The sequence below is a fragment of the Deinococcus aetherius genome, assembly GCF_025997855.1.
Lineage (GTDB): Bacteria > Deinococcota > Deinococci > Deinococcales > Deinococcaceae > Deinococcus > Deinococcus aetherius.
This window is the reverse complement of the sequence record NZ_AP026560.1, coordinates 2,530,392-2,543,507: the sequence shown is the minus strand read 5'-3', so window position 1 is coordinate 2,543,507 and position 13,116 is coordinate 2,530,392. Positions and strand designations below refer to the sequence as shown.

Sequence of the window (13,116 nt, the reverse complement as noted above, 5' to 3'; positions counted from 1 at the left end):
TCTCAACGTGTCTGCAATACGGGCGCCCTGCGGTGCCGCGTCGCCTGCTCGTAGTCGTACGCGAACGCGAGCAGGTCCGCCTCGCTCCACATCGGTCCCACGAACATCAGCGCGAACGGCGCCCCACTGACGTGGTAGCCCGCCGGGACCGTCACCCCGGGCAAACCCGCGATATTGATCTCCGGCTCCGTGGAACTCGCGATGTCCCCCACGCCATCCAGCCTCGGGAGGTCCCCCACCCGCTGTGGAAACACCAGCGCGTCCAGGGCAGACGTGGCGAGGACCAAGTCGAACTCGTGGAGCAGGCGCTCACGCGCGTGCCAGAACCTGGACAGGTCGGGCAGCACGCTCGGGTCTTCCAGGGCGCTGCCCAGGCGCGGGCGGAGTTCGCTCAGTACCTGCCCCTCCGCGAACGGGTCCTGCCCGCCAAGCCGCCGCAACGCTGCGACGCCGGGTACGGAGGCGTTTGCAACACGCTCCAGGTAAGCCTGCAGGTCATGCACCAGGCATTCGAACCCCCATGAGGCCCGCACGCCCTTCATGAACGCCGCGAACCCCGAACCCGCGAACGGGTCCTCCACCGGGACGGCCCCCAGATCGCGGAGGTCTTGGATGGCCCGCTCGTACAGACGCCGCGTCTCCTCGCCGAGAGGCTGGTCGCGCCAGCCCGGCCCGTACAGGCCCAGGCGTTTCCCCCGCAGGGCACCCACCCGGAGGGCCGCTGCATATCCCTCACGTGGCAGGTGCCCGCTGGCGGCCTGTGTCACCGGGTCCTCGTCGCAGGGGCCCGCCATCACGTCCAGCATCACCGCGGCGTCCCGCACGGTTCGCGCGAGTGGCCCGAGCACGTCCCGGGCGGAGGCGCTGAGCGGCACCACCCCGGCCGTCGGCACCAGCCCGAACGTGGGCTTAACGCCCACCAGCGCCTGCGCGCCCGCCGGATTCTGGATGGACCCGGACGTCTCCGACCCCATCCCCAGGAGGGCCAGGTTGCCCGACACGGCCGTCGCGCTGCCCGCGCTGCTCGCCCCGGGGACCAGTTCCGGCTGCACCGCGTTCAGGGTGGGGCCAGCCCAACTGGTCGTGGTGCGCGACAGGTCGAAGCTGAACGCGGGCACGTTCGTCTTCCCCAGGATGACGGCGCCCGCCGCCCGCAGCCGCGCCACCACGGGGGCGTCACGCCGCGGGACGAGGGGAATCCCGCCTGCCCGCTCGCTGAGCGGCGCCCAGCCCGCGGTCGTCGGCATCCCGGCCACGTCCACCGGGTCCTTGATCACCACGGGGATGCCGGCCAGGACCCCCACCCCTTCCCCGGCCGCCAGGCGGGTGTCGACGGCCCTCGCCTCGCGCGCCGCGTGCTCGTTCACGTACACGAGCGCGTTGTAACGCGGGTTGAAGCGAGCGATGCGCTCCAGATACATCCGCGTGAGGGTCTCACAGGAGGACGTCCCCGCGGCGTGGGCGCCCAGCACCTCCTGCACCGTCAGTTCTTCGACGTTCACGCGGCGTCTCCTTTCGGGGAGGACAGCGGCTCCGGGCGGACGGGAGTGGGGAGAGTCCCCAGCGGCGCGAGATCGTTCAGCGCGCGGATCAGGGCGAACTTGTAGGTGTTGGTCTTCGCCTCGTGCCGCAGCAGCGTGGCCAGCACCTCGCGGCCGTCACCCACGGTAGACGTGCTCCGCGTGATAGAGCAGCCGCTCGCGCGATACGGGGGCGAACCCGCGCTGAGGCCCCGCGACGGGTCGCCCCTCCAGGTCGTAGTAGTGGCGCCCGTTGTGGAACTCCTCGCGGATCCGGCGGCTGACGAGCAGGCGGCGCTCGTCCGGGTCCACCGTGACGTACCCCTGGTCGTACAGGCGGTGGAGGTCGCTCCGGAGCAGCAGACCGTTGCTCACGTCGTGGGGACCGCCCTCGGCATAGGGCTGGACGTGGGCCGCCTCCAGCACCGGGAGCGTCTTCTCCCCGGTGACCGCACAGCGGCGTGCATACGCCTCCGTCACCAGGGCCCGGAACGCGCCCTGCCCCAGGCGGGGCCGGACGATCCGCGGCGCCCCGAAGCGGGGAGTGTCCACCGCAGCGGCCGTGGCAGGCCTCTCCTCCGGCCGCGCCCCGTCCCCCAGCCGCTCGGTCACGGCGTCGAACAGCCACCTGCCCTCCCCGGTCGCGGTGTCGTACCCCTTGCCCGTCACGATGTTCGTCTTGAAGCTGGGCGGGGTGGGCACCCAGGCCTCCCGCGGCAGGAAGAAGGGCTCGGCGAGCATCAGGCAGGTGATGTCCGGGTTGCCCAGGGTCTCCTCGGGCTGACGGCGGTACCTCGCGATGCGCCGCCGCATTTCGGGCAGGTGCCTCACCCCGTTGGCCTCACCGAACGTCTCCCACGCGAGGCCCAGCGGGAGCAGCAGGGCGCGGGTGAAGAAGCCCCCACCGACGATGAAGTGGTGGGGGGCGTGCAGCTTGAACAGGAAGAGTTCGCCCTCAGTCAGCGCGTGAAAGCCCTTCCCGCTGGGGCGCCAGAAGTTCACCTCCGTCCAGTCGGGGCGCGCAGCCAGAAAATGAAACCACTGGTCGTCCGTCACGCCGACGAAAAGCCGCATGGCGCCAGCGTAACGCAGGAGTGGGCGGGGCGCGGGCGAGGTTGCCCGGTTCCCCCCGGCCTATTCGGATCCCTGGGTGGCCTCCGGGCGCCACGAACGCTTCCGCACCCGGGCCCTCGCGATCAGCCTCGTGACGACGGCGATGGCGTCCGGCAGGGCAGAGTTCGCCGTGACCCGCCGGGCCCGCCGCAGGGCCCCCGGAACCCGGCCCTTCCCGTGGGGCACCCCCTGGGCGGCTTCCCCAAACGCCTCCCGGGGAACGTGAAAGCCCAGGGGCCCCAGGGGAGAATCGCCCTCCAGGAGCAGCCAGTCCCCCTCCACGCGGACGGGGCGGAGCCGACCCTCCTCCAGCAGCACCCGCGCCCCCTTGTCCTTCAGCGTGTACAGGTACGCCCGCTCCTGCCGCAGCATCCCGGCCCGGCGGGTCTGCCCGGCGCGGGTGGCCGCCTCCAGTTCCCGGGAGAGGCGCTTGGCGTGGCCGTTGATCACGTGGAGGGCGACGAGCGGGTCCTGGCGGGAGGGGGCGCGGCGGCTCACGTCGGTGTTCGGACGGGCCCTCAATTCAACGGCCCGCGCTCGTCGGGCCCCGGCTCCTCGTCCTCCAGCCTGGCTTCGAGCAGCGGGTCTTCGTAGTACGGGGAGACCTGTCCGCGGCCCGTCCGCAGCTCGCCCACCCCGGCCCCGTCCTGGCCACTGGCCCTTCCCCGCAGATGGCGCAGGCACCTCCGCAGGATCCCCGCGAAGGCCCCACGGTCCGGCGCCGTCCGCAGCGCCCAGAGCCCGGCGTGGGCGAGGAGCGCCTCCGCCTCCCAGGCGTCCACGCCCTCCCGCGGCAACAGGGCGTCCAGGAGGGGCCGGGCGGCCCGGAGATCCTCCCCGGCCTCGTGCCTCGGGTGCCGCCGGGAGTCCGGGGAGGCCCGGCCGGGCAAACTCAGCCCTTGATCGGCGGGCCACACCGTGAGGCGGCGTCGGAGTTCGTCGGCGTCGCTCACCGGGGGGTGGGTCCGCGCAAGTCCGACGACCTCCTCGAACTCGCCGCGCCGCCGCTCCACCTCGGCCTCGACCCAGGTGACGGCCTCGCGCAGGAGATCCAGCCGCAGGGCCAGGACGGCCGCCGCGGCGCGCGGCTCGGCGGAGCGGTCGATGACCCCGGTGGGATAGCGCAGCAGCTCCCAGCGCAGCACGTCCAGGGGGTCGCAGCAGATCTGGCGCGCCAGGTCCTCCAGCCGCGACCAGACCTCTGCCTCGTCCGCCTCGTGGATCTCGACCGGGTACATGACGGCCTGAAAACGCTCCTCGCGTTGCTCGGGCGTCAGGGGGGGAAGCGTCCTGACCCGGCGCGCTTCCAGGCTGAGATGACGCAGCCACAATTCGTCGTCGGGGCGAAGGGCCGCTGTGTCGTCGTCCAACTTCTTCATGCAGGTACCTCAACTATTCGGTTCGAACCATGCCTTCTCCTTTCCAAACGTGTTCGATGACTATAGTCCATGTGACGTGCCGGGGGGTGTACCTACGGTGTGGGCGTGTCCAAGCCCTCCGTCGCGCGCCCGTGGGGTGACTCCGCCCCCCGCGCCGAGAGGCACCCCATCGACCTGTCGGCCCGGCTCGGCTCGGCGGTCCGCCGCTTGCGGGACCAGCAGGGCGTCTCCCAGGAGGAGCTCGCGGACCGCGCCCAGCTCGACCGCACCTTCATCAGCATGCTGGAACGCGGCAAGCGCCGCGCGACCCTCGAAAGCGCCCAGGCGATCGCCGCCGCGCTTGGGCTGTCGTTCAGCGAACTCGTCCGCGAGTTCGAGCCGTCACCCGACGAACCCGGCGCGTAGCGCCCCTGCCTTAGCGCTCAAGCTGTGACAAGCGAGTAAATGTGGATTTGTAGACTATAGTCACGAACCTCATGATCCAAGGGGTCGGAAAGAACCTACCTATGACCCAGACTTCCCGCTTTTTCCTCCTCGGCCTTCTCTCCCTCACCGCCTGCGGCGCGCCCGGGACTGGTCCGGCAGGCACCGACTCGTCCACCGACGTCTCCCTGCCCCGTCTCCAGGGGCACGTGGAGAACTGGCCCGGCGGCGCAGCCACCCTGCAACTGCGCGACGGAACCGCCGTCCTCGCGCAGGGCAGCATCGACGTGGGAGGTGGGCTCGCCCTCACCCTGCCCGCCGCCTCGACGATGGACGCCTCCCTCCGGGTGGTCGGGACGCCGAGCGCCGTAGCAGGCTGCGCCAGTTCCGTACGCGTGACCGACCCCGCCGCCCGCTGGCGCACCTTCGAGGGCTTCGCCGTCTACCAGAACGGCACGATCGTCGGCGGGATCGGGCGGGCGTACGGGCTCACGAACCTGACCGAAGCCGAGCCGGGCGACTACCAGGTGCGCTGGACGTACGCCGACCGCCCGCTCGACGTGACGGGGGTCCTGACCTGCACCTCCTTCAAGGAGACGTACGACCTGCACCTGAGGGCCGGGTGGAACGCGTCGGTGCTCGGGCACGACACGTCGTACTCCTCCAGCGGCGGGTTCTACGAGCTGACGTGGAAGAGCGGCAGCGACGCCACGGCGCGCTGGGGCTTCGTCCCCAGAGGGCAGTAGGGCGCCGTGCAACCGCAAGGGGCCAAGCGCAAGGGAACGCCCTTCTACGAGGACAAGACGGCGATGTTCGTCGTCCCCATCCTCGGTGCCCTGGCGGTCGGCTGGGGAATCTATACGGCCGGAGCGTCGGGCACCCGGGCCGACGAGGCCGAGGCGCAGGTGCAGACCCTGACCGCCGAGGTGCGGGACGCGCGGAACGAGGCGCGCGGGGCGACGGACCGGAGCGAGGACCTTTCGGCCCAACTCGCGACCCTGCGCAGGGCCCACGCCAAGGAACTCGCGGCCCAGCAGGAACGGTTGCAGAAGGGGTTCGACGAGCGGCTGGCGCGTGAACGCGCCTCGTGGGAACGCCAGCTCGAGGAGGCCAAGGCGGCTGTCCCGGTGCTGCCGCAGCCTACGGTGATCAACGACGGTCCGGCCGTGGAGGACGAGGGCGAACCCACAGTCGCAGCGGTGCCGAACGAGGGCGATGGGAAGTGGGCCTTTCAAAACCGCTGTCTGAAGGCTATCGCTGTTGATTTGGGCGTGAATGCGGTGAACCAGACGCCCGGTGGCATGATCTCAGCCCGCCCCTGGGGACCGCCGGGCGCCGGGCTGTGGTTCTGGAAGCCGATGATTCGGGTGACGAACACCGAGCATGTGGAGCAGTACACCTGCACCCTCAGCAACGACCGGGGCTTCGAGGTCTTCCCCGGCCTGTAGAGCGGCGATGCCGGGGGCCGCCGGACGGTGGTCCCCGGGACAAGCCCCGCATTCAGGGCACCTGCCCAATGGAGAACCTCATGCGAAACCACCGCCCCCTCCTCCTGTCCCTCGCCCTCCTGGGCACGACCGCCGCGGCCGGGCAACCGCCCGAGGCCACCGTCACGCGGCTGGGCACCCTGCTCGACGGGTACAAGACGTCCAACGACCAGTGCTTCACGCCCGCCTGGGTCGGCGCGGCCTTCAGCAAGACCGGGGTGGACGGCCAGCGCCGGGTCGGTGCGGTGCCCTACACCCTGCTCGCCAGCTACCCGCGGGACCTAGCGGTCAAGCTCGTGGACGCGAAGATCAAGTCCACCTCCACCCTGGGCTGGAAGCCCGTGACCGAGTGGGAGAAGAACACCGCCGGGGTGCGCCGCGTCTTCGCCTCCTCCGAGGCCCCCGGCACCCTGTTCGAGGTCATCCTGCCCGACGTCCCCGCCGGGGTGCAGACCGTCGTCTGCTTCGGCCTCTACCGCCCCTGACCCATGTCAGGACCGCGCGCCCAGCAGCACCATGAAGGCGGTGAAGGTCCCCAGGGCGTGCGGGTGCCGCCGGGCGAGCAGTTCCGGGTGCCACTGCACCCCGATCACCCCGTCCCCCTCCACGCCCTCGACCACCCCGTCGGGGGCGGTGGCCGTGACCCTCAGGGTCGGGGCCACCTCGTCCACCGCCTGGTGGTGGTAGGAGTTCAGCAGGGTGGCGCCCCCGTGGGCGCGCCCGAGCGCGGACCCCGCCACGAACGCGACCTCGTGCCCGAGCGTGGGGGCACGGCCCACCTGGGCGTGGTCGGCCCAGACGCCCGGCACCTCGGGCAGGTGCTGGTGCAGGGTGCCGCCCTCCAGCACGTTCAGGACCTGCATCCCGCGGCAGATGCCCAGGACGGGTTTCCCCAGCTCGCGCGCCGCGCGGTACAGGGCGAACTCGAAGGCGTCGCGTTCCTCGTCCACCTCGCCCAGCCCGCGTTTCGGCGCCTGCCCGTAGTGGCGGGGGTGCACGTCCACACCCCCGGTAAGGAGCACGGCGTCCACCTGCGCGGCGTAATCGGCGGTCGCCTCGGGCAGGTTCGGCAGCAGAACGGGGATCGCCCCGGCCAGGCGCGCCGCCTCGGCGTACGGGCGAGGGGTGCCGTTGAACCCCGAAAACGGTCCCTCGGTGGGCTGCGACGTGCTGAGGCCGATCAGGGGGCGGGCGGGCATGTGTCTCAGAATAGGGGCGCCCACCGCCCCCACCGTTCGCGTTACCACCGCGGGGCGAGGCGCCTTCGCCGCCCACCTCAGGGAGCGGTCAGCACCCCCTCCAGGCACGTCACACACGCCCCCCCGAGCTGGACCTCACCGCTGCCCGTCAAGTACAGTGCGAGAGACCCGTCCCGGCCCACCCGCCGTCCCTGCCGCGCGTCGTACCTGCTCCCCGGCGCCAGGAGGCCCAGGTGCTGCTGGTAGTACGCGACCGCCCCGTTGCCGCTGCCGCACACCGGGTCCTCGTTGATCCCGCACGACGGCGCGAAGGACCGCACCTCGACCACCCCGCTCCGAGGGTCGGTGGCGAAGGCACTGACTCCCGTCGCCCCCAGCTTGCGCTCCAGCGCCGCACTGCGCGCGAGGTCCGGCTGCAAGGCCAGCAGGGTCGCCGGGTCGCCCAAGCGGGTCACGATCCAGCGGGCGCCGACATCCACCAGCAGGGCGGGCAGATCGGTCGCGCCACCCGGGCCGAGCAGCGCCTCCAGTTCCCGGGTGTCCTCCTCGCCGAGCGGCTCGAACCGGGCGGAGGGCATGGTCAGCGAGAAGCGGCCAGCGGACTCCTGCTCGATGGGGATGAGTCCTGCGGCGCACTCCTGCACCAGGCGCCCGGCGCGCGGGGTGACCCGTCCCGACGCCACGGCGGCGTGGGCGCTGCCCAGGGTGGGGTGACCCGCGAAGGGGAGTTCGGAGCCCGGGGTGAAGATGCGCAGGCGGTAGTCCGCCTCGGGCGTGGTGGGGGGAAGCAGGAAGGTCGTCTCGGAGAGGTTGGTCCAGCGGGCGACCTGCTGCATCTGGGCGGTGGAGAGGTCCTCGGCGTCCAGGACGACCGCGACGGGGTTGCCCAGGAAGGGCACGTCGGTGAACACGTCCACGGTGGTCAGGCGGCGCGGGGTCATGGGGCGACCCTAGCGCACAGGGCTGACCGGGGGGACCGGGCGGGTGCGCGGGGCCTGTCCGCCGCCGAGTTCGTGGCCGCCGCCCTGTCCCGCACGCGGGCGGTGAGCCAGGTGTGCGACCGCACCCGCTGCCGACGGCGGTAAGGAGGAATCTTCCCTCTTGAGGGGAAGGCCTTGAACCCGTCGGGACCGAGGAACTTGCCTGTAGGTGCGTCCCTCGGCCCCTCTCTCCTCAACCCTCGTCGTCCAGACGTCTTCTGGGGACCACGGGCCGGAAGGTCAGGACCGGGCCGGAGTCCAGCACGCGCCGGACCTCCCGCTCGAAGGGCGTCCCCACCATCCCCGCCCCCGACAGGTGCAGCCATCCCCGGCTGCGGCTCATCGCCACGAAGAGCCCGTTGCGGACCGCGATGTCCCCCTCGTCCCGGGCGACCTTGTCCAGCCCGACGACGTACACCACGTCCGCCTCGTTCCCCTTGGCCCGGTGGATGGTCGTGACGGTCACGGCCCCCTCGTGCCAGAAGCGGTTCGGCTCGCGGTTGTCGCCCTCGCGGTTGATGCCGCTCGCCGCCGGGATGTACGTGTCGATGCCCGCCCTTCGCAACGCCGCCACGACGTCCTTCTGCACGAAGTTCGCGTAGTTGCCGACGGTGACGACCAGGAGGTTGCGGGACAGGGAGAGGCCCTCGCGGAGGTCCCGCCGGATCCGCTCCACGAGGGCCTGCATCTCCGCCGCCCGGTGGGGGTACACGTCGAAGGTGACGAGCGGCTCGTCGGTCAGCTTCACCAGCGGGTGAGGGCTGTGCGGCTCGGGGCGCTCCAGGGTGACGGGTTCCCGCTCCCGGAAGCTGCCCGTGACCCGGTACCCCAGGCGGTCCCAGTCCTCGCGGCGGGTGGGGCCGGACAGCATGCCCCCCTCCCGCAGCAGCCCCATTCCCAGGGCGTGGGCGGCCATCAGAATTGGGCCCGGCGTGCGGTAACAGACCCGCATCACCTCGGACTTGCCGATGCCGCCCTTGTACGTCGCGCCCGCCCCGAAGATCTCCTCCCAGCCGCTTCCGAACACGGTGCGGGTGTCGGGGATCATCAGGCTGTCCAGGCTCTGCGCCTCGTCGTACGCCCAGATCAGGCGGCGGAGTGGGGGAGAGGTCGGCCGCATCTCGGGGAAGAGGGTGTCCTCCTGGGGCACCGGGCGCAGGGCCTGATACGCCAGCCAGTAGAACGCCTGGCGGTCCTCGTAGCGCAAGTCGGCGTCCTCCGTCACCAGGTCCTGCCCCTCGTCGACGAGGACCGCGTCGAAGAACTGGAGGCTGGCCTGCCGCTCCTCGGCCGCGTCGAGCAGTTCGCGGGCGGCGTAGATGGCGTTCTTGGCGGCCTGGTACCCATACGGGGTGTCCCTCACGCCCAGTGGTCTGACGCCCACGTGGTCCGCCAGGGTGCTGTACAGGCCGGGCTGGTCCTGGGAGCCCCAGGCGTGCAGGACCCGCAGCTTGTGCTTCGCGTCCGAGAGGCGCACGTCCCCCCCACTGTGCACTCGCAGCCAGTGGTCCACCTGGAGGGTGATCTGGTCGTACAGGGCTCGGCTGAAGAACACCAGGGCGATGTCCCAGTCCGGGTGCTTGAGGTGCATGGTGGCGGCCTTCTGGGCGAGCAGCACGGTCTTACCGCTGCCCGCCAGGCCACGGATACATTGGGGACCCGGCGGGATGGTCTTGGCGATGCGCTCCTGTTGCAGGTCGAGGGGGCGCAGGGCGGTGGCGACGGTGTTCACCAGGTCCAGCCGCCGGGGGCGGGTGGTGGGCGGCGCTGAGGGCGCGGGGCGGCGGGGCGCGGGAATATTCCCGCTGGTGCTGAAGGCCCGCTGCAAGGCCTGCCACTGCGCCCCGTCGAGCGGGTGGCCCTGCGCGATGAGGGGCGTCCTTTCCAGGGCCCGCATGAGCTTGGCGGAGCTGAGCTGGTCCCCGAAGAGCAGCGGCGTGTCGCCCACCAGCGTGTTGAAGGGCGCCTCCTCCCAGTCGTCCCGCGTGATTCGGGGGACGGCGACCAGCACTCGGCCGGGCACCCGGTCCAGCCCGGGGCGGCCCCGCAGCATGCGCATGACGACCTGGAGCTGCGCTTTCGCCTGCTCGAAGGGGTTGATCTCCATGCGCCCGAAATAGGGCTGCCCCAAATCCCAGCGGTACCCGCTCAGCCCCCGGATCTGGGTGATCGGGAGACTCTTCACCTCAATCACGATCACGCCGAGTTCCGCGTCGAGCAGCAGGACGTCGGGTTCGCGGACGTTCGTCTCGGTCACCAGCGGGTAGCGCCAGAAGCCCAGCACGTCGCGCCCGGCGAAGGCGGCCTTCACCGCCTCGAAGACCTGCCGCTCGCCCTCCTCGCCCGCGACCTTGAATTCCTCGGTCTGGATAAACTCCGCCACACCGCACAGCGTAGGGCAGAGTAGCTGACAGAACTGCTCAACCCGGCACAACGACTTTCCCCCGCCCGAGACCGCCCGACCTCAGACGGGGCGCTGGTTCGCCCCCCGCTTCGAGCATGCGTTCCACCCCGTTATTACGGTGGAGCACGTGCCGTGCCCGAAGAGGGTGTGATGGTGCGGGACCTGTTTTTCCCGCGCTCAGCCGATGTTTTTCGCTCACATAGTGTCTCCCACCTCGCCGCCGTGGCCTCCCCGGCCCTGCTTGATCCGCAGGGCGAGGACTACTCGGTCGCGCTGCTCGGTGCAGAAACAGCGTCCAGGAGGGCCTTTTCCGTCGTGCTCATCCGTCGGCCTTAATCCAGCGCGTCGCGGCGGAGAAAATAATTTGAAAAGGGCCCAAATCGCCCGTACTCTCGGGTAAAGCGGGCAGGTGTGGCGGCCAGGGGCAGAGAGCCTTCTGGCCGCCCCGCTGTATGCCAGGCCCGCGAAGGAGGCCGATATGGCTGATCTGCCCGTTCTTCGTCTGGGGCCCTCTCGTGCATAGGAGATGACACGTGAACGACCGTGAATTGGTGACCTACAAGGAGGGCCGGGTGCTAACCGGGGTCTCGGAGCGCACCCTGAAGCGCATGGTGCAGCGCGGGGAGCTGACCGAGTACCCGTTCGGAAAATCGAAGCGTCTCAGCCGCCGGGAACTGCTGACGCCTCGGGCCCAGCCGGGTGGTGAACGCCAGGACTGACTGACGGATCGCTTCTCATCGAAAATGCGTGCTGGACAGACCTCAGCACGGTTTTTCAGCCGCTCAGCATCAATGCACGCCGCGCCTGTCCAAGCGTGTCCAATGGAGTCCAGAGGCCATCTCTAGATCCCGTTGGGCACGCTTTATTTGTCCACGTCTGTCCACATGAGGCACGTTTTCTTCACAAGGAGAGTCATCACTAACGCGGACTAAGTGGTTGATTTCTTTGTGAAGAAGAGCGATGAATGTCATCAAGAGCCAAAGGAGTAAAAAGATGCCCAAAGATGTCAAATTAGAACCCCTGCCTGAATTCCTCGATCAACTCTTTGAACTGTGGAAGGGGCAACCGCGTGCCGACGGCAAACTGCTCCCCGACGGCCGACCCGCAACGAACGCGGACCGCTCTCCGTCTGACCTGGCCAACTACGAGCGGGCGCTCAAGGACTTCGCCCTGGGGGTGGCCCAGACCGAGGACCTCGCTCGGGCCCCGACCACCCTCCTGGCCCTAGAAGAGGAGCGGGTGCTCGACGCGGTGATCGAGGGGGCCACCCGGCGCAAGGGGGCACCGCCGTCCCCCCACCTGGGGAGTAGCCTGCGGTCGTGGATGAGGCGCATGCTCACGGACCTTGCCCCCGTCCTCAAGCACCAGTCGCTGCGCCCCCTCCCCGGGCACAGACTGTGGAAGCCCTACCGCAAGACGATGGAGCGTTTTGCGATGGCACGGTGGCCCGAGGGACTCAAGAAGGAGTTCGATGCGCTGGAAGCTGCGTACGCCGACCCCTTCTACGTGGGGCCGGGGCGAGAACACCTCAAACGCCACCGGGTGAGGCCGATCACCTGGCAGAGCTACAGAAGGGCCCTCAACCGCGTCGTCGAGTACAGCGTCACGGTGGAGGGGTTGACGGAAATGACGCTGCTCGACCTGGTGGATTACGACCGCGCCCTGCATGTCCGCGCCTGGTATTTCAAGCAAAGGGGACGTGGAGGGTACTCCGCCTTCGGCATGCTCTGTATGGCGAGCGCGGCCCTGGCGCGGTACCTGGAGATCACCGGGCAACTTCACAGCGGGCACGACCCGTTCTCCAAAGCGTTCACGGCGCCCTGGATGCGCTTTTTCGACCTGGCTAGGGAGACGCACAAAGACGGGCACAGCCGGGGGAAAGTCGACAAATTGCCCGAGTTGCCCCCATTGCCCCCCAGCGAGATGGAAGCCTTGGCCCAGACCCTCGCCAAGACGCCGCCACGTCGCGTGGACGGACGTCCCTCTCTCTACCAGCTTCACCGCCGCCAGCAGGCGGCCACGTTCTACGGCATGGCGCCGGGGGTGCCCCTCCGCATCAAGAATTGGTGCGAGATGCGGTGGGGCCACAACCTGTATCAGGACGGCCAGGGGACCTGGTGGGTGTATTTCCGCCCCGAGGAGCTGAAGAACGGCACCCGGGGCATCGAGCCACGCGAATACCTGATGAAGCTGCCTCCCGTGAAGGGCAAGTGGGTCGACAGATGGCGTGATCACCTGCGAGAGGTGCTCGGCCCCGACTTCGAAGACGTGTGCCCCTACGTCTTTCCCACCCGACAGAAGCGCTTCGGCCCCGACGACAAGCCGATCTGGGGACGCTGCGCCAAGGACAGCTTCTACCGCCTGATTCGCGACAGTTGTCTGGAGATCAAGGGGCACGCGTATCGACCGCACGCCATTCGGAGCGACGTCAGCGAGCACCTCATCGGGCGACCGGGGGCATCGATGCGGAGCGTCATGCAAGCCGCGGCGCTGCTGGGTGACACGGAACAGACGGTCTTGAAGGCTTACAACAAACCGAACGTGCAGGCCATGCTCGACGATGACTACTTCGCCGAACTCGCGGCCGACGATTGAGGCTTGAGGATAGGAC

The 13,116-nt window shown here is 69.9% G+C and carries 14 protein-coding genes; 6 read left to right on the top strand and 8 right to left on the bottom strand.

All coding sequences use genetic code 11. The features are described from left to right. Nucleotides 1-2: 2 nt before the first annotated feature. From DAETH_RS12930 to DAETH_RS12910, 5 genes are read right to left on the bottom strand one after another with little or no spacing between them, the layout of a single operon-like run. On the bottom strand, nt 3-1,502 hold the full coding sequence (locus DAETH_RS12930; RefSeq protein WP_264775292.1) for an amidase: 1,500 nt from the start codon (nt 1,500-1,502) through the stop codon (nt 3-5). Beyond that, nucleotides 1,499-1,666 carry a hypothetical protein gene (locus tag DAETH_RS12925; RefSeq protein WP_264775291.1) on the bottom strand — a complete coding sequence of 56 codons (168 nt, stop codon included), beginning with the start codon at nt 1,664-1,666 and terminating at the stop codon, nt 1,499-1,501. Before DAETH_RS12925 ends, DAETH_RS12930 begins: the two co-directional genes overlap by 4 nt. Further along, complete coding sequence (locus DAETH_RS12920) at nt 1,659-2,594, bottom strand: HNH endonuclease (RefSeq protein WP_264775290.1); 936 nt, start codon at nt 2,592-2,594, stop codon at nt 1,659-1,661. The genes DAETH_RS12925 and DAETH_RS12920 overlap by 8 nt, the downstream gene beginning before the upstream one ends. Nucleotides 2,595-2,654: 60 nt before the next feature. Continuing rightward, nucleotides 2,655-3,155, bottom strand: a complete 501-nt coding sequence (locus DAETH_RS12915; RefSeq protein WP_264775289.1) for a hypothetical protein — start codon at nt 3,153-3,155, stop codon at nt 2,655-2,657. Further along, nucleotides 3,152-4,012, bottom strand: a complete 861-nt coding sequence (locus tag DAETH_RS12910) for a hypothetical protein (RefSeq protein WP_264775288.1) — start codon at nt 4,010-4,012, stop codon at nt 3,152-3,154. The genes DAETH_RS12915 and DAETH_RS12910 overlap by 4 nt, the downstream gene beginning before the upstream one ends. A 105-nt stretch (nt 4,013-4,117) precedes the next feature. Between DAETH_RS12910 and DAETH_RS12905 the strand changes: the two genes are divergently transcribed. From DAETH_RS12905 to DAETH_RS12890, 4 genes are all read left to right on the top strand, one after another. Continuing rightward, entirely contained in the window at nt 4,118-4,417 is a 300-nt protein-coding gene (locus DAETH_RS12905) for a helix-turn-helix domain-containing protein (protein ID WP_264775287.1), read from the top strand. A 101-nt stretch (nt 4,418-4,518) separates the two neighbouring features. Next, nucleotides 4,519-5,181, top strand: a complete 663-nt coding sequence (locus DAETH_RS12900; RefSeq protein WP_264775286.1) for a hypothetical protein — start codon at nt 4,519-4,521, stop codon at nt 5,179-5,181. A 6-nt stretch (nt 5,182-5,187) separates the two neighbouring features. Continuing rightward, nucleotides 5,188-5,883: a hypothetical protein gene (locus DAETH_RS12895; protein WP_264775285.1), complete on the top strand. Its 696-nt coding sequence runs from the start codon at nt 5,188-5,190 to the stop codon at nt 5,881-5,883. 80 nt (nt 5,884-5,963) lie between these two features. Next, entirely contained in the window at nt 5,964-6,407 is a 444-nt protein-coding gene (locus DAETH_RS12890; RefSeq protein ID WP_264775284.1) for a hypothetical protein, read from the top strand. Between the two features lie 6 nt (nt 6,408-6,413). On the opposite strand, the gene DAETH_RS12885 is transcribed toward DAETH_RS12890, so the two are convergent. The 3 genes from DAETH_RS12885 to DAETH_RS12875 all read right to left on the bottom strand — a co-directional run bounded on the left by DAETH_RS12885 (nt 6,414) and on the right by DAETH_RS12875 (nt 10,484). Continuing rightward, nucleotides 6,414-7,121 carry a gamma-glutamyl-gamma-aminobutyrate hydrolase family protein gene (locus DAETH_RS12885; RefSeq protein ID WP_264775283.1) on the bottom strand — a complete coding sequence of 236 codons (708 nt, stop codon included), beginning with the start codon at nt 7,119-7,121 and terminating at the stop codon, nt 6,414-6,416. 77 nt (nt 7,122-7,198) lie between these two features. Then, entirely contained in the window at nt 7,199-8,062 is an 864-nt protein-coding gene (locus DAETH_RS12880; RefSeq protein ID WP_264775282.1) for a PhzF family phenazine biosynthesis protein, read from the bottom strand. A gap of 232 nt (nt 8,063-8,294) precedes the next feature. Beyond that, nucleotides 8,295-10,484 (bottom strand): ATP-binding domain-containing protein, encoded by a 2,190-nt coding sequence (locus DAETH_RS12875; RefSeq protein ID WP_264775281.1) that lies wholly within the window; start codon nt 10,482-10,484, stop codon nt 8,295-8,297. A 554-nt stretch (nt 10,485-11,038) separates the two neighbouring features. Between DAETH_RS12875 and DAETH_RS12870 the strand changes: the two genes are divergently transcribed. Together DAETH_RS12870 and DAETH_RS12865 are read left to right on the top strand one after the other, a co-directional pair. After that, complete coding sequence (locus DAETH_RS12870; protein ID WP_264775280.1) at nt 11,039-11,224, top strand: helix-turn-helix domain-containing protein; 186 nt, start codon at nt 11,039-11,041, stop codon at nt 11,222-11,224. A gap of 274 nt (nt 11,225-11,498) precedes the next feature. Beyond that, entirely contained in the window at nt 11,499-13,100 is a 1,602-nt protein-coding gene (locus DAETH_RS12865; RefSeq protein ID WP_264775279.1) for a hypothetical protein, read from the top strand. Nucleotides 13,101-13,116 lie beyond the last annotated feature (16 nt).

Bases quoted from the DNA above. Each gene is read 5' to 3' on its own strand.
- DAETH_RS12865 (WP_264775279.1), top strand. From the start codon at position 11,499: ATGCCCAAAGATGTCAAATTAGAACCCCTGCCTGAATTCCTCGATCAA.
- DAETH_RS12910 (WP_264775288.1), bottom strand. From the start codon at position 4,012: ATGAAGAAGTTGGACGACGACACAGCGGCCCTTCGCCCCGACGACGAA.
- DAETH_RS12890 (WP_264775284.1), top strand. From the start codon at position 5,964: ATGCGAAACCACCGCCCCCTCCTCCTGTCCCTCGCCCTCCTGGGCACG.
- DAETH_RS12885 (WP_264775283.1), bottom strand. From the start codon at position 7,121: ATGCCCGCCCGCCCCCTGATCGGCCTCAGCACGTCGCAGCCCACCGAG.
- DAETH_RS12920 (WP_264775290.1), bottom strand. From the start codon at position 2,594: ATGCGGCTTTTCGTCGGCGTGACGGACGACCAGTGGTTTCATTTTCTG.
- DAETH_RS12900 (WP_264775286.1), top strand. From the start codon at position 4,519: ATGACCCAGACTTCCCGCTTTTTCCTCCTCGGCCTTCTCTCCCTCACC.
- DAETH_RS12880 (WP_264775282.1), bottom strand. From the start codon at position 8,062: ATGACCCCGCGCCGCCTGACCACCGTGGACGTGTTCACCGACGTGCCC.